The organism is Massilia sp. 2TAF26 (assembly GCF_052115005.1).
Classification (GTDB): domain Bacteria; phylum Pseudomonadota; class Gammaproteobacteria; order Burkholderiales; family Burkholderiaceae_D; genus Telluria.
Map to the genome: position 1 here is coordinate 63,776 of NZ_JBFRFV010000007.1, position 23,518 is coordinate 87,293.

The 23,518-nt window shown below is 65.1% G+C and carries 17 protein-coding genes and 2 pseudogenes; 7 read left to right on the plus strand and 12 right to left on the minus strand.

Going from position 1 to position 23,518, the window contains the following annotated elements; all coding sequences use genetic code 11:
• Positions 1-25: 25 nt before the first annotated feature.
• The 6 genes from AB4Z32_RS09445 to AB4Z32_RS09470 form a co-directional block, all read right to left on the minus strand.
• Complete coding sequence (locus tag AB4Z32_RS09445; protein ID WP_442121588.1) at positions 26-2,590, minus strand: cation-translocating P-type ATPase; 2,565 nt, start codon at positions 2,588-2,590, stop codon at positions 26-28.
• A gap of 208 nt (positions 2,591-2,798) precedes the next feature.
• Positions 2,799-3,500: an MBL fold metallo-hydrolase gene (locus tag AB4Z32_RS09450; RefSeq protein WP_442121589.1), complete on the minus strand. Its 702-nt coding sequence runs from the start codon at positions 3,498-3,500 to the stop codon at positions 2,799-2,801.
• 27 nt (positions 3,501-3,527) lie between these two features.
• Positions 3,528-4,328 carry a sulfite exporter TauE/SafE family protein gene (locus tag AB4Z32_RS09455; RefSeq protein ID WP_442121590.1) on the minus strand — a complete coding sequence of 267 codons (801 nt, stop codon included), beginning with the start codon at positions 4,326-4,328 and terminating at the stop codon, positions 3,528-3,530.
• A 12-nt stretch (positions 4,329-4,340) separates the two neighbouring features.
• On the minus strand, positions 4,341-4,778 hold the full coding sequence (locus tag AB4Z32_RS09460) for a YeeE/YedE family protein (RefSeq protein WP_442121591.1): 438 nt from the start codon (positions 4,776-4,778) through the stop codon (positions 4,341-4,343).
• Between the two features lie 13 nt (positions 4,779-4,791).
• On the minus strand, positions 4,792-5,223 hold the full coding sequence (locus tag AB4Z32_RS09465; protein ID WP_442121592.1) for a YeeE/YedE family protein: 432 nt from the start codon (positions 5,221-5,223) through the stop codon (positions 4,792-4,794).
• A gap of 10 nt (positions 5,224-5,233) precedes the next feature.
• On the minus strand, positions 5,234-5,554 hold the full coding sequence (locus AB4Z32_RS09470) for an ArsR/SmtB family transcription factor (protein WP_442121593.1): 321 nt from the start codon (positions 5,552-5,554) through the stop codon (positions 5,234-5,236).
• 311 nt (positions 5,555-5,865) lie between these two features.
• Here AB4Z32_RS09470 and AB4Z32_RS09475 point away from each other — a divergent pair, with 311 nt between their 5' ends.
• The 3 genes from AB4Z32_RS09475 to AB4Z32_RS09485 all read left to right on the plus strand — a co-directional run bounded on the left by AB4Z32_RS09475 (position 5,866) and on the right by AB4Z32_RS09485 (position 10,900).
• Positions 5,866-6,948: a serine hydrolase domain-containing protein gene (locus AB4Z32_RS09475; protein WP_442121594.1), complete on the plus strand. Its 1,083-nt coding sequence runs from the start codon at positions 5,866-5,868 to the stop codon at positions 6,946-6,948.
• 30 nt (positions 6,949-6,978) lie between these two features.
• Complete coding sequence (locus tag AB4Z32_RS09480) at positions 6,979-8,763, plus strand: serine hydrolase (RefSeq protein ID WP_442121595.1); 1,785 nt, start codon at positions 6,979-6,981, stop codon at positions 8,761-8,763.
• A gap of 79 nt (positions 8,764-8,842) precedes the next feature.
• Positions 8,843-10,900, plus strand: a complete 2,058-nt coding sequence (locus AB4Z32_RS09485) for a S46 family peptidase (RefSeq protein WP_442121596.1) — start codon at positions 8,843-8,845, stop codon at positions 10,898-10,900.
• Positions 10,901-10,965: 65 nt separating this feature from the next.
• Here the strand turns inward: AB4Z32_RS09485 and AB4Z32_RS09490 are convergent.
• A pseudogene (locus tag AB4Z32_RS09490) lies at positions 10,966-11,079 on the minus strand (ribonucleotide-diphosphate reductase subunit beta); the annotation flags it as partial.
• Between the two features lie 132 nt (positions 11,080-11,211).
• Between AB4Z32_RS09490 and AB4Z32_RS09495 the strand changes: the two are divergent.
• The 3 genes and pseudogenes from AB4Z32_RS09495 to AB4Z32_RS09505 form a co-directional block, all read left to right on the plus strand.
• Positions 11,212-12,318 carry a sensor histidine kinase gene (locus tag AB4Z32_RS09495; protein ID WP_442121597.1) on the plus strand — a complete coding sequence of 369 codons (1,107 nt, stop codon included), beginning with the start codon at positions 11,212-11,214 and terminating at the stop codon, positions 12,316-12,318.
• Positions 12,315-13,103 (plus strand): LytR/AlgR family response regulator transcription factor, encoded by a 789-nt coding sequence (locus AB4Z32_RS09500; protein ID WP_442121598.1) that lies wholly within the window; start codon positions 12,315-12,317, stop codon positions 13,101-13,103. Before AB4Z32_RS09495 ends, AB4Z32_RS09500 begins: the two co-directional genes overlap by 4 nt.
• 99 nt (positions 13,104-13,202) lie before the next feature.
• Positions 13,203-13,868, plus strand: a pseudogene (locus tag AB4Z32_RS09505) (IS1595 family transposase); the annotation flags it as partial.
• Between the two features lie 78 nt (positions 13,869-13,946).
• Here the strand turns inward: AB4Z32_RS09505 and nusB are convergent.
• The 3 genes from nusB to ribBA all read right to left on the minus strand — a co-directional run bounded on the left by nusB (position 13,947) and on the right by ribBA (position 16,104).
• A complete protein-coding gene (gene nusB, locus AB4Z32_RS09510) occupies positions 13,947-14,417 on the minus strand; it encodes a transcription antitermination factor NusB (protein ID WP_442121599.1) in 471 nt (156 codons plus the stop codon).
• Between the two features lie 19 nt (positions 14,418-14,436).
• Positions 14,437-14,916 (minus strand): 6,7-dimethyl-8-ribityllumazine synthase, encoded by a 480-nt coding sequence (ribH, locus tag AB4Z32_RS09515; RefSeq protein WP_442121600.1) that lies wholly within the window; start codon positions 14,914-14,916, stop codon positions 14,437-14,439.
• Positions 14,917-14,997: 81 nt separating this feature from the next.
• Positions 14,998-16,104, minus strand: coding sequence for a bifunctional 3,4-dihydroxy-2-butanone-4-phosphate synthase/GTP cyclohydrolase II (ribBA, locus tag AB4Z32_RS09520; protein WP_442121601.1), 1,107 nt, complete (start codon positions 16,102-16,104; stop codon positions 14,998-15,000).
• Between the two features lie 240 nt (positions 16,105-16,344).
• Between ribBA and AB4Z32_RS09525 the strand changes: the two genes are divergently transcribed.
• On the plus strand, positions 16,345-19,209 hold the full coding sequence (locus tag AB4Z32_RS09525; protein WP_442121602.1) for a M16 family metallopeptidase: 2,865 nt from the start codon (positions 16,345-16,347) through the stop codon (positions 19,207-19,209).
• 37 nt (positions 19,210-19,246) lie between these two features.
• On the opposite strand, the gene AB4Z32_RS09530 is transcribed toward AB4Z32_RS09525, so the two are convergent.
• Complete coding sequence (locus AB4Z32_RS09530; protein WP_442121603.1) at positions 19,247-21,430, minus strand: TonB-dependent receptor plug domain-containing protein; 2,184 nt, start codon at positions 21,428-21,430, stop codon at positions 19,247-19,249.
• A gap of 7 nt (positions 21,431-21,437) precedes the next feature.
• Positions 21,438-23,402 (minus strand): prolyl oligopeptidase family serine peptidase, encoded by a 1,965-nt coding sequence (locus tag AB4Z32_RS09535; RefSeq protein WP_442121604.1) that lies wholly within the window; start codon positions 23,400-23,402, stop codon positions 21,438-21,440.
• Positions 23,403-23,518 lie beyond the last annotated feature (116 nt).

The window sequence follows — 23,518 nt, forward strand, 5'->3', positions numbered from 1 at the left end:
CCTTCATGATGATGAGTGTGCATGTTCAGGATACCGGCAGCGTACGGCCTTGCCAATGGCGAAGCAGCGACTTCATCGCTTCGAACCAGAGTGTGCCGAGCAGTGCGCTGCCGGCGGCGATCGACAGCATCCAGAGCGGCGGCAAGGAGAATGAAAAGAGCCGCGCCAGGCCAGGTGTGGCCAGCACCAGGGCCAGGAGCAGCACGGCAAACAAGGCCATCCAGTTGAAGTAGGGATTGGCCGCACGGTCCGACTGCCAGGCAGGCCCGTCCCAGCTGCGATTTACATAGATGAGGCCGATGTTCGACAGCACCAGCGCCGTGAACGTCACCGCACGGGCCATTTCGCCGGATTGCGTTGCATGACTGCTCCACACAAAGACCAGGCACAGCAAGACCAGCAGACCGCCACCCTGCAGCAGGCCCCTCGTCAGGATTGCGGCATCGAACAGCCGGGCATCCGGGCGGCGGGGTTTGCCGCGCATGGTGTCCCGCTCGGCTTCCTCGGCCTCGAACACCAGCGAGCAGCTCGGGTCGATGATCAGCTGCAGGAAGAGGATATGGGCGGGCATCAGCACCAGTGGCCACCCGAGCAGGACCGGCAGGATGGACAGGCCGACGATCGGTACATGGACGGCGACCACGAACACGATGGCCTTGCGCAGATTGGCGAAAATGCGACGGCCATAACGTACCGCCATGACCAGCGAAGAAAAATCGTCTTTCAGCAGCACCAGGCCGGCCGCTTCGCGCGCGACGTCGGTTCCGCGCGCGCCCATCGCCACGCCGATGTGGGCGGCTTTCAGGGCCGGCGCGTCGTTGACGCCGTCGCCTGTCATGGCGACCACTTCGCCGCTGGCCCTGAAGGCCCGCACCAGCCTCAGCTTGTGTTCCGGCTGCACGCGGCAGAAGATGTCGGTATGCGCCAGCCGCGCAACGAGCGTCTCGTCGTCCATCGAGGACAGTTCGGCGCCGGTCATGAGCTTGCCGTTCGCGGGCAGCCCGGACTGGTGGGCGATCGACAGGGCGGTGGCCGGGTGGTCTCCGGTGATCATCACGACGCGGATGCCGGCCGCGTGGCACTCGGCGATGGCGCCGGGCACGTCCGGCCGTACCGGGTCCTCCAGTCCGACCAGGCCGAGGAAGCGGAAATCGAAATCGTGCTGGTCCTCCGGCAGGTCCTGCGCCGAAAAGACCGCGCTTGCCACGCCGATGACGCGCAGGCCGCCGGCCGCCATGCGAGCCACCTGTCCGGCGATCAGCCCGCTTTGCCCCGCATCCAGGTGGCACAAGTCGACGATCGCTTCGGGGGCACCCTTGGCCGCGATCATGCGCCTGGTCGAATCGGGCGATTGCCACACGCGGGACATCGCCAGCATCCGGCGCGACAAGGGGTAGTCGTCGACCAGTTTCCAGTCCCGATGCAGATGCTCGGTATCGGCCAGCAGTGCCTGGCCGGCTTCGAGGATGGCGGTTTCCATCGGATCGAAGGCACGCCGGTGGCTTGCCAGGACGGCGTATTCCAGCAGCCTGTGGAAGGTTTCGGGGAAGGGGCCGACTGACGCCCCACCGGCCGTGTATTCCGCGCCCTGACACCAGAGTTTGCGGACGATCATGTGGTTGGTGGTCAGCGTCCCTGTCTTGTCGACGCAGAGCACGGTCGTGGCGCCGAGCAGCTCGACCGCCGGGACGTTGCGCGCCAATACGTGTTCCCGGGACAGGCGCCAGGCACCGAGTCCGAGAAACAAGGTCAGGACGACCGGCAATTCCTCGGGAATGATGGCCATCGCCAGTGTCAGGCCCGCCAGCAGGGCGTGCAGCCAGTCGCCGCGCAGCATGCCGTAACCGAGCGCGAGGAGGGCCGCCAGGCCCATGCCCGCCAGGGCCACGTACTTGACGATATGCCCGGTTTCGGCCTGGATCGGCGTGCTTTCTCCGCCCAGCAAGGCGAGCGACTTGCCGATCTTTCCCAGGGCGCTAAGTTCGCCAGTGGCGACAACCTCGCCGCGCGCCGTGCCTTGCGTCACCAGCGTTCCCGAGAATACGCTGCCGGATGCCTCTTCGCCTGGCAGCGCGGCGGCGGCTCCTGGTGCCGGCGCCGCATGCTTGGTCACCGGCGCCGATTCCCCGGTCAACATCGACTCGTCGACCATCAGGTTCGACGATTCGAGCAGGCGCATGTCCGCCGGCACGCGGTCGCCTTCGGCCAGCAAGACAGTGTCGCCACGCACTACTTCACGGCCTGGAATCCGGCGCGCCTGGCCGCTTCGCAAGACCAGCGCACGCGGACTGGAGAGGTCGCGCAAGGCATCCAGCGAACGCTCGGTGCGGCGCTCCTGGAAGAAGGTAATGCCTATCACGACAACGACGAAACCGAGCAGCATCAATGCTTCCTGCAGGTCGCCCAGCGTCATGTAGATGACGCCGCAGGCGACAAGCAACAGGAACATCGGCTCGAGGACGACGTCGCGCAACAGCCGCAGCAGGCTGCGCGGCTTCGATGCCGGGAGTTCGTTCGGACCTTCCGCGCGCAAGCGGCTTGCGGCCTCGTCCTCGGCAAGCCCCGATGCCTGGCCAGGCGGCGCGCCCATCCTACTTGCCGTGTTGGCTGTGAATCGCCTCGATTTCCCTGGCGTGGTCGTCCGCCAGCGCGGAACAGCTCAGTACATATGCGCCAACGGCCAGGGTCAATCCATGCGTTGTAGCCATGTCTGCTCCTCCAGGTAAGTAATTCGACAGTAGCACTTTCCGCCGCCGGGCAGCGTACGATCGCGGCGCCGGGCCGCGCCGCGTGGGGCCTTAGCCGCCGTGGGGCAGCCCGAGGTTCTGGTTGGCCGGGACGGCGACGTCGATCAGCCTCGGTTTCGGGAGCTTCAGCTCGCCCATCAGCTTGGCGAACTCTTCCCGGCTGCGGTTTGCGAGGCGGGAATTGTGGCGTTTTTCCCAGCCGATCGTCGATACCGATTGGCCTTTGTAGTCGTGTCCGGGCCACATGCGGGTATCGTCGGGCAAGGCGAACAGCTTGCGCGTCACGCTGTCGTACAGGGCGTCGGCGCTGCCGCTCTGGAAGTCGGTGCGGCCGCAGCCGTCGATGAGCAGTGTGTCTCCGGTAAACACGTTGCCGTGCCAGACGTAGCTCATGCTGCCGGCCGTGTGGCCCGGGGTATGCAGGACCTCGATCGTTTCGGCGCTGCCGAACTGCACGGTATCGCCGTCGTTGAGCTGCGTTTCGGCTGGCGCGATGCCGCAACCGCCCGGCACCGCGGCTTTCGCTCCAGTCAGTTGGCGCAGCTTGCCGGCTGAGGTGATGTGGTCGGCATGGGCATGGGTTTCGAGCACCCAGGCCAGCTTCAGGCCGAGGCGCTCGAGGTGGCGCAGATCGCGCTCCCAGTGGCGGTCGACGGGGTCGATGATGACCGCGTCCGTGCTTTCAGGGACGGCAAGGATGTAAGTGAAGGTCGAGGATTCGGTGTCGAACAGCTGGATCGGATTGAGATGCATGGTGAGCTCCCGGGACAGCGTTGAGGATTACAGGAATGCCTTGGCGATCATGCCGATCGCGACGGCGGCGGATACGGCGGCAAAGGCGCGTTGCAGGTGGGGGCCGGCCAGCCGCGCCGACAGCGTGCGGCCGCCCAGCATGCCGGCCAGCGCGCCGGCCGAAAAGGGCAGGGCGATGCCCCAGGCCAGCGTGCCACCGGCCGCGCTCGTGACCACGCCGGCCGTCGAGATCAGGGCGATCACGGCCAGCGAGGTTGCCACCGCAGGCTGCATTGGCAGGTCGGTGTAGCGCTGCAGCGCAGGCACCATCACGAAGCCGCCGCCGACGCCCAGCAGGCCGGACAACAGTCCGGCGATCGATCCTGAGAGGGCGAGCGCACGGGCACACGGGCGAGTCCAGACGAAGCGCCCGTCAGCGGGGCCGCGTACGCAGACCGGTTGCCGCGTCGGAGCATCCGCCATGGCGTGCCTGGCGGAGTATGACTTTCGGAAGGTGTTATATGCGACGTACAGCAGCACCAGCGCGAACAGCACGCCGAGCCAGCGGTTATCGATCCGGCGCGCCAGCCATAGACCGGCTGGGGACAACAGCATGCCGGTCACGGCGATCAGGAGCGCCGCGCGATAACGCACCGCCCCGGCGCGCAACCCGAGGATGGCGCCCAACGCCGCCGCCATGCCGACCGCCATCAGGCCGATCGGACCGGCTTGCGCCACTTCAATCTGGGTGCCGAATACCAGCATCGGCACGGCGAGAATTCCGCCGCCGGCGCCGGTGAGAGCCAGGATCAGACCCACCGCGAAACCAAGTATCAGCGAGCTCAGCATGGCAGCCTCCGATCACGCGGCGCGCGTTCTGCCGGTGGCGACACGACGCTCCAGGATCTCGAAAACCAGCATCCCGCCCAGCATGGCGCCGGTGAACAGCATGGGCTTGGTGCCACCGGTGGCGAGGGATGCCAGCGCCGGGCCGGGGCAGAAGCCGGCCAGGCCCCAGCCGGCACCGAATGCGAGGCTGCCCAGGACCAGGCGGCGATCGATCGCCGTGGCGGTGGGCAGGCGCATCGCCTCGCCAAGCAGCGAGCGCTCACGCTTGCCGGCCAGGCGGAATGCGACCAGTCCGACCAGAATGGCGCCGCCCATGACGAAAGCCAGCGAAGGATCCCAGTTGCCGGCCAGGTCGAGAAAGCCCTGGACCTTGGCGGGATTCGTCATTCCCGAGACAATCAGGCCGATCCCGAAGACCAGACCGGCGACCAGTGCACTTAAGATGTTCATGGTCTATTCCTCCTCAAGCAATCAGATGCCGCAACACGAACACCGTCACGAAACCGGCGACCATGAATGAAGCCGTCGCAATCAGCGAGCGCACAGACAGGCGCGACAGGCCGCACACGCCGTGACCGCTGGTGCAGCCGGCGCCGTAGCGGGTGCCGAGTCCGACCAGCAGGCCCGCCGCGATCAGCGTTCCGTCGCCGGCCTCGATGCGAGCCTGGGGCAGGGGCGCAAACAGAGCGTAGACAAGCGGTGCCCCGATCAGGCCGGCCAGGAAGGCAAGGCGCCAGGCGACGTCCCCTTGCGCTGGGCGCAGCAGTCCGCCGAGGATGCCGCTGATACCGGCGATCCTGCCGTTGAGAAGCACAAAGGCTGAAGCGGCCAGGCCGATGACCAGTCCGCCGGCCAGCGCCCTCCAGGGAGTGAAGTGAATCCAGTCGATGCTCATGATCGTCAGCTCACGGATTGATACAAAATTGTTGATAAAGGACCTGCAACACGGCGGTCGCCTCCTTGCTGGCAAGGCTGTAGTAGATCTGCTTGCCTTCGCGCCGGGTATCGACCAGCTTTTCTTCTCGCAGCACGCCGAGTTGCTGCGAGAGCGTCGGCTGCTGGATGCCAAGCATGGATTCGAGTTCGCTGACGCAGAATTCACCTTGGGTCAGTTGGCACAACAGCAGCAGGCGGTCGGGGTTGCCGAGAGCTTTCAGCAGCGCGCATGCTCGCGCGGCGGCGGCCTGCATTTCCTGTAAATCGAGCTTGTTTTGATCGCGCGCCATGGGCCGCCTCCTTCAAACGACATTCAACCAAAGGATATTATATGTCCTAACAATATATAAATCAATATATTGTTTGCCGGTCGTGCGCGAGATACGGTGGCTCACGTCCCCCGGCTGGTCGGGCCAAGCGGCGAATGGAAAGACCCAAGCCCAGGCAAGCAATGCCGGAGCGATTCATGTGCCGGCATGAGCAACTCATGCTTCCGAATCCGTGTTCTGTCGCACGATCGTGTGCCGTGCCGCGTCCCTGTCCTAGAGTAGCGCTTCCAACGACCACAGAGGGATGTCCGCCAATCATTATGGGAGACAGAATGACACGCACCAGACTGACCACGTTCCTGATCGCCGCTTGCGCCGCCGGCGCCGCCTTGGCCACGCCGCTCGACACACTGGATGCCAGACTCGTCGCCGCTGCGCCGGGAGCCGGCATCGCGCTTGCCGAAATCATGCCCGGTCCGGCCGGCGCTCCGGTGGCCCTGACCGCCGTTGGTGGCGATCCCGCGCTCAAGCCGAACACATCGTTCCGCCTCGCCAGCAATACCAAGACCTACACCGCCGCGACCATCCTGCGCCTGTGGGAAGACGGCAAGATCAAGCTCGACGAGAGCATCCGCACCTACGTCGACCCGGCCTATATCGCTCTGCTCGAGAAGGATGGCTACGACACCGCGCACATCACCGTGCGCCATCTGCTGTCGCACACCTCGGGCATGGCCGACCACGCGCAAACCAGGGAATTCCTGCGGCAGATCGAGACCCAGCCATCGGCCGCATGGACGCGCCAGAGCCAGCTCGAGTGGTTAGTAAAATGGACCGACCCGGTGGCCGCGCCCGGCGTGAGATTCTTTTATTCGGACAGTGGGTACTGCCTGCTCGGCAACATCATCGAGCGCCTGACCGGGCTGCCGCTGGCCACGGCGGTACGCCGGACGCTGGACTTCGACAAGCTGGGCCTCTCCGCCACCTGGTGGGAAGCCAATGAGCCGCCGGCACCGCAGGCCGGGCCGCGCGCCCACCTGATCCTGGACGGTCATGACACCCACGACTGGAACCCGACGGCGGACACGTATGGCGGCGGCGGCCTGGTCGCCACGCCGCAGGACATGGCAGGTTTCCTGTACGCGCTGTTCGACGGCAAGGTGTTCAAGCGCCCCGGCACGCTGGACGTGATGTTGTCGAAGCAAGGCTTGCCGCCCGACAGTCCCTACCGCCTCGGCATCTTCGAATACGACATCAACGGCCTGAAGGCCTATGGCCACAGCGGCTTCTGGGGGACAGCTGCGGTCTATGTGCCGAGCCGGCATCGCGCGTTTGCGCTCGCGGTCACGCAGCGTGACGCCTTCAAGCCAGCGTTCGACACCTTGAAGAGTGCGCTGGGCGACGACTCGTTGTAAGCCGTCCGAAAATCCGCAGGAGACCACACGATGAAAACACGCCACCTCGCGCTGCTCTCGGCGCTGCTGTTGGCCTACGTCCCCGGCTGGTCCAGCGAAGCGGCGCATGCGAAGATGCAAACCCCAAGCAAGCAACAGCAGGTTGATGCCCTGTTCGCAAAATGGAACAAGCCCGGCATGCCGGGTGCCGCCGTGGAGGTCGTCAAAGACGGCAAGGTCGTCTACCGGCACGCATTCGGCATGGCCGACATCGAACAGGGCCGGCCGATCACTCCCACGACGGATTTCCACATCGCCTCGCTGTCCAAGCAGTTCACCGCATTCGCGGTCCTGCTGCTGGATCAGGACGGCAAGCTGTCGCTCGACGACGACGTGCGCAAATACCTGCCTGAGCTGCCCGACTTTGGTCAGGTCATCAAGATCCGCCACCTGATGAACCACACGAGCGGCTTGCGCGACGAATGGAGCCTGCTGGCGATGGCGGGATGGCGCATGGACGATGTCATCACCGACGCCGATATCATGCGATTGGTGCAGCGCCAGCGCGCCCTGAACTTTGCACCCGGAAGCGAGTTCTCCTACTGCAACACCAGCTTCACGCTGCTCAGCAGAGTTGTTCAACGCGCGTCAGGCAAGTCGCTGGCGGCGTTTGCCAAGGAACGCATCTTCGAGCCGCTCGGCATGAGGCACAGCTTCTTCCACGAGCAGTACGGCACGCTCGTGCCGGGTCGCGCGCAGTCCTACCAGCCGGCCGCGAATGGCGGCTACGAAGGCTTCGCCTTGTCGTATTCGACGGTCGGCCCCACCAGCCTCTTCACGACGGCGGACGACCTGGTCCTGTGGGCCAACAACTTCGACTCGGCGCGGGTGGGCGGCAAGAAGCTTCTGGCCGAGATGCAGCAGTCGGCCGTGCTCGACAATGGCAAGGAGACCGGCTACGGCGATGGCGTCTGGGTGGGCAAGTACCGTGGTCTCAGGAATATCGACCACAACGGCGTGGACGCGGGCTTTCGCACCTACTTCGCACGCTTTCCCGACCAGCACTTGGCAGTCGTCATCCTCGGCAACAGCGCGGACGTCCTCGCCACGCGACTGGGCCAGCGCATCGCCGACATCTGGCTAGACCGTCAGCTCGATCCGCTGCCGGCGCCGGTGCCAGACTATGAAGACAGCGCCGAGGTGCCGAAAGATCCGTCCGAACTGGATGCGCTGGCGGGCACCTACGCGCTGGGTCCGGACTCGACGGTTACCTTCGCCAAGGAAAATGGCCGCCTGATCGGCTGGCTTAACGGCGACGACAAGGCTCTATTCTATCCGGCGAGCGGGAACGCGTTCTTCATGAAGACGGCCAACGCGAGCTTCAGTTTCGATCCGCCCGGGGCCGACGGCATCGTCGCCGGTGGCACCTGGTATCGCAACGTGCATGCCACGCGCGCCACGCGTATTGCACGCGCGAGGCTGACAGACAGCGAGCTGAAGGCGTATGAGGGCGAGTTTTACAGCGACGAGTTGCATGTGCTGTATACCGTCAAGGCACGGGATGGCAGGGTGACGCTGGACTATTCGCGAGGCCCCGTCACGCTTGACCCGATCGGTCCTGACAGCTTCGCCGGCCCCTGGCCATTCGGGGTGGTTCGCTTCCAGTGCACGCCCGCTGCGGGCTGCTCGGGCTTCACCGTCAACGAGGAGAGGGTACGCAAGCTGCAATTCACCAAGGTCGCGGTGGTCGGCACGGGCGTCGGCATGACGGGCGCGACGGGCGTCTTCCTGGCGCCGGCAACGACCGCGGACGACAAAGCGGCCTACGCAAACTGAACCGCGTTAACCGAAGCAGCATCGACCCGGCGCGCTTGACCGGATACGCAAGGACGCAACACATGCAAAGGAGACAATAATGCAGTTCCGGCCGCTTTTTATTCTACTTGCGATCCCTGGAATGGCGATGGCCGCCGAAGGGATGTGGACGCTTGATAATCTTCCAGCCAGCCGCATGGCCAGCGAGATCGGTTTCGCACCGGACTCTGGCTGGGTCCAGCATGTCATGCGCAGTACGGCACTGTATGGAGATGACTGCACCGCAGCGTTCGTTTCCAAAGACGGTCTGATGATGACGAATCACCACTGCGTATCACAGTGCATCGACCAGCTCTCGACGGCGAAGCAGAATTATTTGCAGGACGGCTTTCTCGCACAGCACCGCGAACGGGAAATGCGTTGCCCGGGACTGGAATTGGACCGCCTTGAACAGATCACGGACGTCAGCGACAAAGTGAAGCGGGCGACAACCGGCCTGGAGGGGCAGGCCTTCCAGAAGGCGCAAAACGCGATCAAGGCACAGCTGGTCTCCGCCTGCATTGGAACCGACTCGGCGAAGACACGCTGCGATGTCGTCGACCTGTATCACGGCGGCCGCTACCACCTCTATCGTTATCATCGTTTCACCGACACCCGACTCGTATGGTCACCGGAGAAGGCAATCGCATTTTTCGGCGGTGATCCCGATAACTTCAATTTTCCGCGCTACGACCTGGACATGACACTCGTCAGGGTGTACGAGAACGGCACGCCCGCCGTGGTCCAGGATTATTTTAAGTTCGCGCCAGCCGGAATCAAGGAAGGCGACGCGGTATTCGTGGTCGGACATCCAGGCTCGACCCAGCGGCAGCTCACCGTCGCTCAACTAGAAACGCTGCGCGATGTGATCTTGCCCGATACATTGCTGAGCGTGGCTGAGTCGCGCGGTGTCCTGGAACAGTACAGCAAGGAAAGCGCCGAAGCGAAGCGCACGACGGAAGAGCACTTGTTCTTCGTGGAGAATAGTTACAAGGTCCTGTCAGGACAGATCGCCGCCTTGCGTGACCCTGAACTGATGCGCAATAAGCAGGAAGATGAGGCTGCCTTGCGCCGGTACGTTGCGGCCAAGCCGGAGCTACTGGCAAAGGTGGGGGATCCGTGGAACGCAATCGCCAGCGCGCAAACGACTTATCGTACGATCGCCAAGCCCTATCGGCTGATCGAACGCGGTGACGGCTTCGACAGCATGTATTTCAAGTTCGCCCGCATGCTTGTGCGCGCCGCGCAGGAACGGGAAAAGCCCAGCGCAGCGCGCCTGGCCGAATTCAATGACGCGCGGCTTCCGTCGATGGAGGCGGCATTGTTCTCCGACTCGCCGGTACACCCTGCGTTCGAGCAGGTGAAGCTGTCGCTCTCGTTGACGAAGCTGCGCGAGAAGCTCGGTGTCGACCATCCGCTGCTTAAGCGCGTGTTTGGAAAAATGTCTCCGGACCAGTTGAGCTCAGCCTTGATTGGGCACAGCCGTCTTGGCGACCCGGAGGTGCGCAAATCCTTGTGGTCGGGTGGGCGCGACGCAATTGCACACACGGATGATGCCTTCATCCAGCTGGCGCTCGCGATTGACGACGAGGCGCGCGCCTTGCGCACACGGTACGAGGAGCAGGTGGAGTCGGTCGTACAGAAGAACGCGGAACTGATCGCGCTCGCGCGCTTTGACAAGCAAGGAACGAGCACATATCCGGATGCCACCCTCACCCTGCGTCTTTCTTATGGCCAAGTGAAAGGCTGGGATGAACCTGATCACCATGTTGCTGCGTTCACCACGGTTGGGGGCGCTTTTGAACGCGATACCGGTGCCGAACCCTTCGCGTTGCCGGCATCGTGGCATAGAGCAAAGTCGCGCCTGGAAAAAACACGGCCGATGAATTTCGTCACGACGAATGACATTACCGGAGGTAATTCGGGCAGCCCGATGCTCAATCGGAGCGGTGAGATCATTGGGTTGGTGTTTGACACCAACATCCACGCGTTGGGCGGGGCGTACTGGTACGATTCGCGCGTCAACCGCACTGTGGGAATCGACGCGGGAATGATTCTCGATGCTTTGCAGCACGTTTATCACGCGGATGGTCTGGTCAAGGAAATCAGCGCTCCCTGACCGCAGCTCGAGCCGGGTCGTTCACAGCATCCCACCCCGGACGACGGCGCGGGCGGCGTCAGCACCGCCAGCGAGTTGGCGGTCACCAAGAAGCCGAGCTTGCGCTTGACGATGCTGCGCTCGACTTCGGCCAGGCCGTCCGGGTTCTTCCACAGCTCGATATCGCGCAGCACGCTCATTTAAGCCCTCACGGTTTTATACAATCAAAGGAACGTTTCGCTCCCTCCAGCCATCGTTTCGCCGCAGACCTGTTGTGCGGCGCCCGCCAACTCGGCACAATGCTTCGCATCACCAATTTCGAATCGACAACCATGCAGCTAGCCATCCAGCCGGCCCCAATCGCGGACCCCGTCCACGGCTTCCCGTTCAGGCAGCTCGTCAAGGACATGCGATATGCCACCGTCCTGTGCCTGATGCTCGGCGTGTTCGTCACGATCATCGAAGGCGATGGGCTGGAGTCCCTGTTCGAGTCCCTCTTCGTGCACCTGGTCCTGGCGCTGTGCATCGGGTTGCTCTCGTACCTCGTCGTGGATGCCGTACGCCTGGCCTTGTTGCGCCAGCCGGACTGGGGCGCGAAACAGTGGCTCATTCTCCTTGTCGTCGTCGTGGCAGCCACCCCAATTTCCACCTATGCCGGTGCGGCGCTGGCGTACCGCATCCTCGGATCGGCGATGCCCGGCGCCGACGTTATCATGCGCGACGTGCTGATCACGGGATACACTACCGTCTGCGGCATGTTCCTGTTCTCACGCCAGGAGCGCACCGCCCACATCGAAGCGGCGGCCGCGCGCGAACGGGTGCGCGCCGAGGCCGTCGCCCGCCAGGCGACACAAGCTCAGCTACAAGTGCTGCAGGCCCAGCTCGAGCCGCATATGCTGTTCAATACTCTGGCCAACCTGGAGAGCCTGATCACGCTGGACGCCGAGCGCGCCTGCCACATGCTCGACCAGTTGATCCGCTACCTGCGCGCCACGCTGATTTCGTCGCGCGCCGAGGCGACCACGCTGGCACAGGAATTCGACCTGCTGGACGCCTACCTCGGCCTGATGGCGGTGCGCATGGGGAGGCGGCTGCGCTTTTCGCTGCACCTGCCCGACGCGCTGGCCGGAGCCTGCGTGCCGCCGATGCTACTGCAGCCCCTGGTGGAGAACGCGATCGCCCACGGGCTTGAGCCGAAGATCGGTGGCGGCGAGCTCGTCGTGAGCGCGAACCGGCACGGCGACTCGCTGGAAATCACGGTCCGCGATTCCGGGCTCGGCCTGGACCGCCCTGCTGCCAGGGCCGGCTCCGGTGTCGGCCTTGCCAATACCCGCGAACGGCTGCGCGGCCTGTACGGCGAGCGCGCCACGCTCGCGCTCGAACCCGCGGTCCCGCACGGCGCCGTCGCCCGCATCACCTTGCCACTGGCACTTCCATGAACCCACGCGCACTCATCGCCGAAGACGAAGAACTCCTCGCCGCCAAGCTTGTCCATTGCCTGCGGCGACTGTGGCCGGAACTGGAGATCGCCGCGATCAGCCCGGACGGGGTGGACGCGGTCGAGCAGGCCCTGGCGCTGCGGCCCGACATCCTGTTCCTCGACATCAAGATGCCCGGCCAGAGCGGGCTGGAAGCGGCCGAGGAACTGGCCGAACGCTGGGATGGCACTCGGCCGTTCCCGCAGGTGGTGTTCGTGACGGCCTACGACGACTACGCGGTGAACGCGTTCGAGCAGGCGGCGGCAGACTATGTGCTCAAGCCCGTCAACGAAGTGCGGCTGGGCAAGACCATCGAACGCCTGCGCCAGCGCCTTGCCCTGTCCAGCCCGGCGGACGGCCTGGCGCAGCTGGTGCAGCAAATGCATGCGCTGCCGGCCCCCGCGCCGGCGCCGGTGTCGAAGCCGCTGACCAAGATCCGCGCGGCGTGCGGCAACCAGGTGCTCATGATCCCGGTCGAGCAGGTCGCCTACTTCCAGGCCGTGGACAGGTACGTCAACGTGGTGACGCAGGAGGGCTCATCGTTGATCCGCCAAAGCCTGAAGGACCTGCTGCCCCAGCTCAACCCGGATCAGTTCTGCCAGATCCACCGGGGCACGATCGTGAACATGGATTGCGTCGCGAGCGCGGTCCGTGACGAGTTCGGCAGGTTGATGCTGACTCTGCACACCAGACCTGAACAGTTGCGTGTCAGTATGATGTACGTGCACCTGTTCCGCGCGATGTGATCGCTGCGCCGGGGACTACAGCTCAGCAAGCTGATCGTCGATGAGCCCAAGTCTATGGCTGCTATTGGCCGCGCGAGGCAGTCCAAAAAAGGATACTGACTCGACTACCTCGGCTGCATGCTCGACTCCCGCAGCGTGCGCCGCTCGGCGCGCGAGATCGGCGTGGCCAGTGCGACCAGCTTTCGATGGCGCCACCGTTTCCTGGCCCTGAGCAAGGATGACCGCCCGCAGCGGCTGAGCGGCATTGCGGAAGCCGATGAGATGTATGTGCTCGAATCGCACAAGGGCTCCAGACATCTCGACCGTCCGCCACGAAGACGCGGCGGCAAGGCGACAAAGCGTGGGATCTCGAATGAACAAGTGTGCATCCTGGTGGCGCGCGATCGCAGCGGCCAGACCATCGACGCCGTGACCGGCAAGGGCAGCGTSAGCAAGCGGCAGCTGGTGCAACACCTGGGRCCGCGCCTGGCACCCGACGTGCTGCTGGTGACCGACAGCCATGCGGCCTACCCGGCATTCGCGCGGGAGGTCGGGATTTCRCATGAGGCCATCAACGCGAGCGCCGGCGAACGAAAGCGCGGTGCGCTGCACATCCAGAACGTGAACGCCTATCACAGCCGGATGCGCACCTGGCTGCTGCCTTTCCGCGGCRTYGCCAGCCGTTACCTGGACCACTACTTCGGCTGGCGCTGGGCGCTGGATGGCCAGCGCATTGCCAGTCCAGACGCCTTTTTGAGAGCGGCGCTCGGCAGATTCAACACTTAGCGCGAACAGCGCCAAAAAAAACGCCCCGGTCTCCCGGGGCGTTTCACTTGTGCACATATATATAGTGCGGTACGGCAATCAGCGCTTTGCGTCCGCCGCCGCCTCGTCCGGGCGCAGCTTGCCCGCCAGGCGGTCCAGCACGCCGTTCACGTACTTGTGGCCGTCGATGCCGCCGAAGGACTTGGTCAGCTCGACCGCTTCGTTGATCACGACGCGGTACGGGATCTCGATCTTGTTCTTTAGCTCCCAGGCGCCCAGCAGCAGTACCGCATGTTCGATCGGCGACAGTTCGGCGATCGGACGGTCCAAGGTCGGGGCCAGGGTCTCGCGCAGTTCGACCGACTGGGCGATCGTGCCGTTCAGCAGCTCGGTGAAGTACTCGGCGTCGGCCTTGTCGAAGCCGTGGGCGGCGCGGATGTGGTTGACGACCGTCGAGGCCGGCTCATTGTTCAGCAGCCATTGGTAGAGGCCCTGCAACGCGAACTCGCGCGCGCGGTGACGCGGCGTGCGGTTCTTGTTCGGGTTGGCGTGAATGCTCTTGTCAATCATGTTCTTACCTTGCTACCGGTTATTCTTCTTCGGCCTGCAGCTCGTCGAGGCCGAGCAGCAGGTTGGCCATCTCGACGGCGACGCGGGCGGCGTCCGTGCCCTTCTCGGCCATGCGCGCTTCGGCCTGCTCGTCGTTCTCGGTGGTCAGCACGGCGTTGGCGATCGGCATGCCGTAGTCCAGACCGATGCGGGTGATGCCGGCGCCCGACTCGTTCGAGACCAGCTCGAAGTGGTAGGTCTCGCCGCGGATCACGGCGCCCAGTGCGATCAGGGCGTCGAACTGCTGGGTTTCGGCCATCTTCTGCAGGGCCAGCGGGATTTCCAGGGCGCCCGGCACGGTCACGTGCAGGATGTCCTCGTCCGCCACGCCCAGGTGCTTCAGCTCCGCCAGGCAGGCCGACAGCAGGCCATGGCCGACGTCGGCATTGAATCGTGCCTGCACGATCCCGATGCGCAGGCCTTCACCCTGCATATTGCTTTCAAAAGTTCCTACCGTCATGGCTGCCTCTTTTTCTGTTTACTGTAAATGTTTGAATGGTAGCGCGTCAGGCGCATCGCTCGCGCCTGATACGCTCGATGTTTACGCTTCCGGCTTGGCCAGGTAACCCGTGACTTCCAGGTCGAAGCCGACCATCGACGGCATCTTGCGCGGATTCGCCAGCAGCTTCATCTTGCACACGCCCACCTGCTTGAGGATCTGGGCGCCGATACCGTAGGTGCGCAGGTCGAGATTCGCCGCGCGGCCGCCTTGTCGCGGCGCCGACTTGTCGGCGAACTGGGCGAACAGCTCGTCGGCCGTCTCGCCGCAGTTCAGCAGCACGATGACGCCGGCTTCCGCCGCCTTGATCGCCTGCATCGCCGTCGACAGGTTCCACGAGTGCGAGGTGGCGCGGTTGTCCAGCAGGTCGACGATCGAGACCGGCTGGTGCACGCGCACCAGGGTTTCCTTGTCGGCTTCCGGCGTGCCGTGCACCAGCGCCAGGTGGGCGCTTGCGCTCGGCTTGTCGCGGAAGGCGACCAGCTTGAACTCGCCGTGCACGGTCGACAGCTGGCGCTCGGCCACGCGCTCGACCAGCGATTCGGTCTGGCTGCGGTAGTGGATCAGGTCGGCGATGGTGCCGATCTTCAGCTTGTGCTCCTCGGCGAACTCGAGCAGGTCCGGCAGGCGCGCCATGGTGCCGTCTTCCTTGATGATCTCGCAGATCACGGAAGCCGGCGTCAGGCCCGCCATCTCGGTCAGGTCGCAGCCCGCCTCGGTATGGCCGGCGCGCATCAGCACCCCGCCCTTCACTGCGCGCAGCGGGAAGATGTGGCCCGGCTGCACCAGGTCTTCCGGCTTCGCGTTCTTCGCCACCGCCACCTGGATGGTGCGGGCGCGGTCGGCCGCCGAGATGCCGGTGGTGACGCCTTCGGCCGCTTCGATCGAGACCGTGAAATTGGTGCCGAAGGAGGTACCGTTCCGGGTCGTCATCATCGGCAGTTCGAGGCGGTCGCAGATCTCTTCCGACAGGGTCAGGCAGACCAGGCCGCGCGCGTGGCGGATCATGAAGTTGATCGCTTCGGGCGTGACGTGTTCGGCGGCGAGCACCAGGTCGCCCTCGTTCTCACGGTCTTCCTCGTCGACCAGAATGACCATGCGCCCTGCGCGCAGTTCGTCGACGATTTCCTGGGTGGTGGACATGGGCATGCGGGTTCCTCGGGGGCAGTGCGGAAACCCGCTATTTTAATGGATTTGCCAGCCTTGCACCGGGCCGGATGGCGGCAATCGCAGCCCGGGGCGCAGCCGGCCACCGCCGGGCTCGGAAGCTTGTTGCATATTGACAACGATCACTGCACTCTTTCGGTGCAACTATGGTGTTCGACAACCACTGTGCTGCGGGCCGCGCAGGGTAGAATGATTTTTTATTGCTCAACCGGAGCATCTCGCATGTTCGTCCGCCTTGCCCGCACCACCCTGCTCACCGCCATCCTGCTCACCTCGCCGCTGGTTGTCGCTGCGAGCCTCGACCTGAATGCCCCACTGCCGGTCGCGCCCCAGCTCAAGGTCGGCAAGCTGCCGAACGGCCTCACCTACTACATCCAGAAGAACCGCAAGCCCGAGCACAAGCTGGAGCTGCGCCTGGTGGTGAAGGCCGGCTCCATCCTCGAGGACGAAGACCAGCAGGGCCTGGCCCACTTCACGGAGCACATGGCCTTCAACGGTTCGACCCATTTCAAGAAGCACGAGCTGGTGTCCTACCTGCAGTCGATCGGGGTGAAATTCGGCGCCGACCTGAACGCCTACACCTCCTTCGACGAAACCGTCTACGTGCTGCCGGTGCCGGCCGAGGGCAAGCAGGATCTCGACAAAGCCTTCCAGGTGCTGCAGGACTGGGCCCAGGGCCTGACCCTGAACGATGCCGACATCGACAAGGAGCGCGACATCGTGCTCGAAGAGCTACGCCTCGGCAAAGGCGCGGGCGACCGCATGCAGAAGGTCCTGATGCCGAAGATGTACAACGGCTCGCGCTATGCCGAGCGCCTCCCGATCGGCAAGGAAGACACCCTGCGCAGCTTCAAGCCCGAAGCCCTGCGCCGCTTCTACCGCGACTGGTACCGTCCCGACCTGATGGCCGTGGTGGCGGTCGGCGACATCGACCCGGTCCAGGCCGAGCAGCTGATCAAGCGCCACTTCGGCGGCCTGAAGAACCCGGCCTCGCCGCGCCCGCGCGCCTATGCCCAGATCCCGCCCCGTCTCGAAACCGAGGCGCTGGTCGTGACCGACAAGGAAGCCGGCCCGGCCTCGGTCCTGATCCGCTATCCGGTGATGCCCTTCAGCGAGCGCGCCACCATCGGCGGCTACCGCGAGCAGCTGGTCGAAGGCCTGTTCGCCGGCATGCTGAACCAGCGCCTGTCCGAACTGGCCCAGCTGCCCTCGCCGCCCTTCATGGGCGCCAGCAGCGCGCTGGGCCGCCTGACGCCGCGCTACCGCTCCTACAACGCAATGGCGGCGCTGGGCGAAGGCGGCGCCAACCCGGCGATCGACGCCCTGGTGCAGGAGAACGAACGCGCGCGCCGCTTCGGCTTCAGCGAGGCCGAACTCGATCGCATGAAGAAAGGCGTGATGCGCACCTACGAGCGCGCCTGGAACGAACGCGACAAGACCGACTCGGGCGGCCTGGCCGCCGAATACATCCGCAACTTCCTCGAAGGCGAATCAATCCCCGGCATCGAGAACGAATACCGCTACGTGAGCGAACTCCTGCCCGGCATCACGGCCGCGGAGATCAACGCCTACGCGCGCCGCACCATCCCCGCCGATTCGGGCAAGCTGGTGATCTATACCGGCCCGGCCAAGGAAGCCGCAGCGATACCGACCGGCGAGCAGCTGCTGGCCGCGGTCGCCGCCGCCGAGCGCCGCGACGTCAAGGCCCACGACGAGAAGGCGGTGGCGGCGCAGCTGATGGACAAGCCGCCCGCTCCCGGCAGCATCGTCGCCGAGAGCCGCGACGAGCGCCTCGGCACCACCAGCCTGGTGCTGTCGAACGGCGTGAAGGTGATCCTCAAGCCGACCAGCTTCCGCAACGACCAGGTGCTGATGAGCGCCGCCCGCTTCGGCGGCCAGAGCCTGTTCGACACCAAGGACATGTTCAACGCGCGCTACGCCGACACCATCGTCGCCGCGATGGGCCTGAAGGATTTCTCGCCCCTCGACATGCGCAAGATCCTGGCCGGCAAGGCGGCCGCCGTCAGCGCCGGCCTGGGCAACAACACCGACGTGGTCGCCGGCACCGCGGGCGCCACCGACATCGAGACCATGCTGCAGATGGTGTGGCTGAAGTTCGCCGGCGTGCGCCGCGACGAAAACCTGTACAAATCCTTCATCGGCAAGCAGATCGAACTGGCGCGCAACCGCGCCTCGCAGCCGGGCGCGCTGTTCGGCGACGTGCTGGTCAAGACCCTGTACGGCGACAATCCGCGCGCCCCGCGCGCCCTGAAGCCCGAGGACTTCGCCAGCATCGACCTCGACCGCGCGATCGCCATCTACCGCCAGCGCTTCTCGAGCGCCAAGGACCTGACCTTCATCTTCGTCGGCAGCTTCGATGTCAACGCCATCAAGCCCCTGCTGTCCACCTACCTGGCCAGCCTGCCGACCCCTAGCATTCCGGTCGCTTTCCGCGACCTCGGCATCCGCCCCGTGAAAGGCGTGGTCAAGAAGGAAGTCAACAGCGGTTCGGAAGACAAGAGCACGGTCTCGCTGACCTTCACCGGCGCCGCCGAGGTCAACGAGCTCGAAGAGCTGCGCCTGTCGGCCCTGACCGAGGTGATGAACATCCGCATCATCGACGTGCTGCGCGAGAAGCTGGGCCTGATCTACGGCGGCGGCATGGAAGCCTCGATGACGCGCATCCCCTACAGCCACTACACGGTGGGCGTAACCCTGCCGACCGGTCCGGAAAACGTCGACAAGGTGCTCAGCGCAACCTTCGCCGAAATCGAGCGCATGCGCACCCAGGGCCCGGACCAGGCCGACCTCGACAAGGTCAAGACCAACTGGCTGCAGACCTACCGCAAGTCGCTCAAGGAAAACGGCTACTGGCTGGCCGCGCTGCAGACCTCGCTGACCGAGGGCACCGACCCGGCCACCATCCTCACCTTCGACAAGGAAGTGCAGAAGCTGAGCGTGGCGGACCTGAAGGCGGCGGCGCAGCGCTACCTGAAGCCGGACAACTACGTGCAGGTGGTGTTGAATCCGGAGAAGGCGGCGGCGCAGGTAGCCGTTGCAGCGGGAACGCAGAAGGCCCCGCAGTGAATTCGCTGGGTGGGTATGGAGTGCCCACCCAGCTTCCTTAGATCTTCAGTTCGAGCCGCACAGCCAGCGTCGTGTAAGTGCGCACCGACGTATCCAGCGCCTGCACCAGTTCACCGAGATCATCCACCCGCGCAGTCTCATACCTGCGCGGCAGCAGGTTGTTCCCCGAAATCCGCAACTGCGTATTGGCGCTGAACTTCCACAATCCATACAGGTCGAGCTGGCGCTTCATGCCGGTCGTGTACAGCTCGGCCACGCTGCTCTGGACCACGGTCGGTGGCGTCCAGTTGAGGTTGCCGCCAACCGTCAGCGGCGCGTTCTTCACGCGGTAATCGAGACCGAAGTTGGCGGTCTGCCTGGCCTGCCGCTCGAGCCGGTTATTGGGTCCGGGGATGTCGTCGACGCTCGACCAGTAGCGGCTGTAATTGGCGCGCAGGTCCAGGTCCGGCGCCCCGGCGAGCACTTCGGCCAGCTGGAACTTGGCTTCCAGCTCGACGCCGCGGGTAACAGCATGGCCGATGTTCGCCGGCGTCGACACCCAGCGCGGACCGATGCTGGTCGATTGCAGCGCCGTCTGGCGACGCATCAGGTCGTCGATGTCGCGCAGGAAGGCGCTGGCCGACAGGATCCCGCTGCGGCTCAGGTAGTGCTCATAGGCCAGGTCGATGCCCGTTGCCAGTTCCGGCTTCAGATTCGGATTGCCGGTGCGGTCCGGACGGGTCGGGTGGTTATCGCTGGTGAACGAAGGCGCCGCGATCAGGTCGTCCAGAACGGGCGCCTTGTAGCTCCGGGTCAGGCTGGCGCGCACCTGGTCGCGTTTGGAACCGGGAATGCGGTACACGGTGTGCAGCACCGGGCTCCATACGCTGCTGGTGTTCTTCACCGCGTAGCCGGGGCTGTCGCTGGTGCTGCGGATGCCTTCCCAGCGCAGGCCCAGGTAGCCGGACCACTGGCTGGTGATGTCCCACTCGTCCTGTGCGAACAGGGCCAGGCGGCGGGTGTCGGCGGACAGGTTCGCGCCCGAGGCCTCGTACAGGGGATTGTTGTCGCCTTCGGCCCGGTGGACCAGCGCCAGGTGCCCGGCCTCGCCGTCCCAGCCCGCCGCGAAGTGATGGCCTTCGCCCAGCGGGCGGCTGTACTTGCCGCTATTCGAGAAACTGCGCTGGCGCTCGCGATCGACGTCGCTCAGGACCCGATTCAGCGTGCCGCCTTCGCCGTAGTTGTTGCGCAGGCTGTCGCTGTCGCTGCGATTGATGCCGGCGCTGAACTTGAGTTCTAGCTTCGCGCTGCTGTCCATCTTGTGGGTCCAGTCGCCAAGGCCGCGCGCCATCGTCCCGGTCGTCCGCGAGTCCGCGTGCTGGAGCACGAACTCCGGCGGAACGACGCCGACGACCTGGTCGACCGGCGCGTCGTTCACGCTGTGGTTGCGATTGGCGGACACGAAGGGCTGGAAGTTCAGCGTATCGCCGTTGTCGAATTTCCAGGACAGGCGCGGCGCCAGGTTCAGCGCGCGCGACCTGCCCTCGCCATAGCTGCGGATCAGCTGCAAGCGTTGAAAGCTGCCGTCGGCCAGCAGGTCGGCGTCGCGGGCGGTGACATCGGTGTGCGGCCGGCTTTCCGACACGGTGGCGTTCAGCGTCCACGTGAGCTGGCCGCGCTTGCCCGGCACGGTCACGGACACATTCGCGCCATGGCGGCCCTGCTGGATATTGTCGGCGATGCGCAGCTGCGTGTCCTTCTGCCGGTAGCCCTGGCGCAGGATGACGTTGACAGTGCCGGCGATCGCCTGGGTGCTCTGGTCGGCAACCGCACCGCGCATGATCTCGATGCGCTCCACCTGGTCGGGCGGAATCGATTCGACCGAAAAACCTGGCGGCGGACGCTCGCCATTCACCAGCACCTGGGTGTAGCCGTTGCCGAGGCCACGCATCTGGACGCTGCCGCCGGTCCCCGGCGCGCCGGACATCGTGATGCCGGGCAGGCGCTTGAGCACTTCGCCGAGGCTGGTGTCGCCGTTGCGTTCGAGCTCCTCGCGCCCCACCACCAGCTTCGACGCTGTGGACAGGCGGCGGGTTTCGGTATCGTCGGCGCGGGTACCGCTGACGAGTACCTGCTGCGGCTGGCCTTCGGCCTTGACGGGCTCCTGTTTGACGCTGTCTTGCGCGAAGGCGCCGCCGGCCCCGCACATGGCAAGGCAGGCGGCAGGTAAAAGCTTCTTCATCTCGTGCTTACTTCAGATATTTGTTGAACCAACCGATTTCGCGCGCGCGCAGGTCCTTCTGATGCTCCGGCTTGCGCAAAGCATGCCCCTCCCCCTCATAGATCACCAAGGTGGTCGGCACACCCATCGCTTTCAGTCCATGCCAGAACTCCAGCGACTGCGCCGGCGGGCACTCGACGTCGCGTTCGCCCACGTAGATCAGGGTCGGCGTCTTCGCGGCCTTGATCGACTCGATCGGCGAGGCCGCGCGGTACACGGCCGGGTCGTCGTACATGGTGGCACCGAAGAAGGGCACCATCCACTGGTCGATGCCGTTCTGGCCGTAGTAGCTGATCCAGTTGGCGATGCCGGCGCCGGCCACCGCGGCCTTGAAGCGCTGGCTGTGGGTCACGCCCCACATCGTCATGAAGCCGCCGTAGGAGTGGCCCATCAGGCCCAGGCGCTTGCCGTCCACCGGCGCCTGCCTGATGGCGGCGTCGACGCCGGCCAGGATGTCGCGCCAGTCGCCGCCGCCGAAATCCTTCCGGTTGGCGCTGGTGAAGCTCGATCCCTGGCCGTAGCTGCCGCGCGGGTTCGGCATGAACACGAAATAGCCTTCCTTGACCAGTTCGCGCACCAGCGCGTTGCCGCCCTCGCCACCGGAGATGTAGCGCGGGGTAGCTGCCGCAGCGGGACCGCCGTGCACCTGCACGATCATCGGGTAGGTCTTGCCGGCGTCGAGCTGGCGCGGACCGACCAGCCAACCCTGCACCTTCAAGCCCTCGTTGGTCCAGGCGACGCTTTGCGCGGACACCACCGGCCCGAAGGCATCATTGTCGTGGGTGATCGGGCTCATCTCCGGCAGGCGGCCGGCGACGATGCGCGGCGCGTGCTCGTAGTCCTCATGCACCGAAGCCGCGACCTTGCCGTCGGCGCTGAACACGAAGCGGCCGTCGCGCGAGGCGGAGGCCGTGACCGGGCCCTTCCACAGCACCCGGCTGCTCCTGGCGGCCGGGTCGACCGCGACCACGGCGGCGTCGGCGCCGGCCAGCACGGAGGCCATCACCTGCGTGCCGCGCCAGGCGATGCCGTTGAAGGTGCCGGCAAAGCCCGGGGTCACGTCGACCGGCTCGCCGCCATCGATCGAGACCGTGTAGACGTCGCCGCCGACCGAGCCGAAATCGCTCATCAGGCCGCCGATGAAGGCGACCGTCTTCCCGTCCGGCGACACGTGCGGCATGTTCATCTGCATCTTCGGCGCCGCCAGCACGCGCAGGCTGCCTGTAGCAAGCTCGACATGGCCGAGGGTCGCGATCCACCAGTTGTTGTCGCCATTGCCCTTGGCGCTGGTGACGACGAAGCCCTTGCCGTCCGGGGTCCAGTCGTATTCGTAGATGAAGGTATCGCTTGGCGACACCAGCTTGAAGTCGCCGCCGCCGCTCGACACCACGGCGATGCGCTGTTCGTCTTCCTGTTCGGCCATGCCGATCTCGCCGATCTGGCGCGCACCCGCCTCCACCGCACCGGTCAGCTTTTTGGCGCCGACGGTGGCGAGGAAGGCGAGCTGGCGGCCATCCGGCGACCAACGCACGGTGTTCGCCACGCCCTTGACGACGGCCACCGGCGTCAGCTTGCCGTCGCGCAGCACGTTGACGGTGGCGGTGCCGGCTTTCGCATCGGTGCTGATCAAGGCCATCGCCTTCTGGTCCGGCGACCACACCGGCGCCTCGATGCGGCACTGGATGCAATCGGACTGTACGAAGGTCGAGACGATCTTGCCGGTCGCGGTGTCGCGCACCACGATGCGCGGGCCGGTCTTCGCTTCGCCTTCGCTGGCCTCGATCGCGGCCAGGCGTTCGCCGTTGCCGGAAATCGCCAGCGAGCGGTAACTGCGCATGCCTTCCGCCGAGCTGAGCCCGGCCGCGGTCAGCAGGGCGACCAGCGCCGCGCCCTTGAGTACCGTCTTCAATTCGATGGATTCCGTATGCTTCATCCTGGGGTCCCCTGTGTCTGTTTTATTCTGCGGTAAATACAGGCGAGCGAATGCCCTGCCTACTGGACTTATTGCCAGCAGGCAGTCTACGCCATTTGAGGGGTATTCGGAGAAAA

Coding starts and splice junctions, on each gene's coding strand:
- AB4Z32_RS09535 (WP_442121604.1), bottom strand. CDS start 23,402: ATGAAGCATACGGAATCCATCGAATTGAAGACGGTACTCAAGGGCGCG.
- ribH (WP_442121600.1), bottom strand. CDS start 14,916: ATGACGGTAGGAACTTTTGAAAGCAATATGCAGGGTGAAGGCCTGCGC.
- AB4Z32_RS09495 (WP_442121597.1), top strand. CDS start 11,212: ATGCAGCTAGCCATCCAGCCGGCCCCAATCGCGGACCCCGTCCACGGC.
- AB4Z32_RS09455 (WP_442121590.1), bottom strand. CDS start 4,328: ATGCTGAGCTCGCTGATACTTGGTTTCGCGGTGGGTCTGATCCTGGCT.
- AB4Z32_RS09475 (WP_442121594.1), top strand. CDS start 5,866: ATGACACGCACCAGACTGACCACGTTCCTGATCGCCGCTTGCGCCGCC.
- AB4Z32_RS09480 (WP_442121595.1), top strand. CDS start 6,979: ATGAAAACACGCCACCTCGCGCTGCTCTCGGCGCTGCTGTTGGCCTAC.
- AB4Z32_RS09470 (WP_442121593.1), bottom strand. CDS start 5,554: ATGGCGCGCGATCAAAACAAGCTCGATTTACAGGAAATGCAGGCCGCC.
- AB4Z32_RS09485 (WP_442121596.1), top strand. CDS start 8,843: ATGCAGTTCCGGCCGCTTTTTATTCTACTTGCGATCCCTGGAATGGCG.
- AB4Z32_RS09465 (WP_442121592.1), bottom strand. CDS start 5,223: ATGAGCATCGACTGGATTCACTTCACTCCCTGGAGGGCGCTGGCCGGC.
- AB4Z32_RS09500 (WP_442121598.1), top strand. CDS start 12,315: ATGAACCCACGCGCACTCATCGCCGAAGACGAAGAACTCCTCGCCGCC.
- AB4Z32_RS09450 (WP_442121589.1), bottom strand. CDS start 3,500: ATGCATCTCAATCCGATCCAGCTGTTCGACACCGAATCCTCGACCTTC.
- AB4Z32_RS09525 (WP_442121602.1), top strand. CDS start 16,345: ATGTTCGTCCGCCTTGCCCGCACCACCCTGCTCACCGCCATCCTGCTC.
- AB4Z32_RS09460 (WP_442121591.1), bottom strand. CDS start 4,778: ATGAACATCTTAAGTGCACTGGTCGCCGGTCTGGTCTTCGGGATCGGC.
- nusB (WP_442121599.1), bottom strand. CDS start 14,417: ATGATTGACAAGAGCATTCACGCCAACCCGAACAAGAACCGCACGCCG.
- ribBA (WP_442121601.1), bottom strand. CDS start 16,104: ATGCCCATGTCCACCACCCAGGAAATCGTCGACGAACTGCGCGCAGGG.
- AB4Z32_RS09445 (WP_442121588.1), bottom strand. CDS start 2,590: ATGGGCGCGCCGCCTGGCCAGGCATCGGGGCTTGCCGAGGACGAGGCC.
- AB4Z32_RS09530 (WP_442121603.1), bottom strand. CDS start 21,430: ATGAAGAAGCTTTTACCTGCCGCCTGCCTTGCCATGTGCGGGGCCGGC.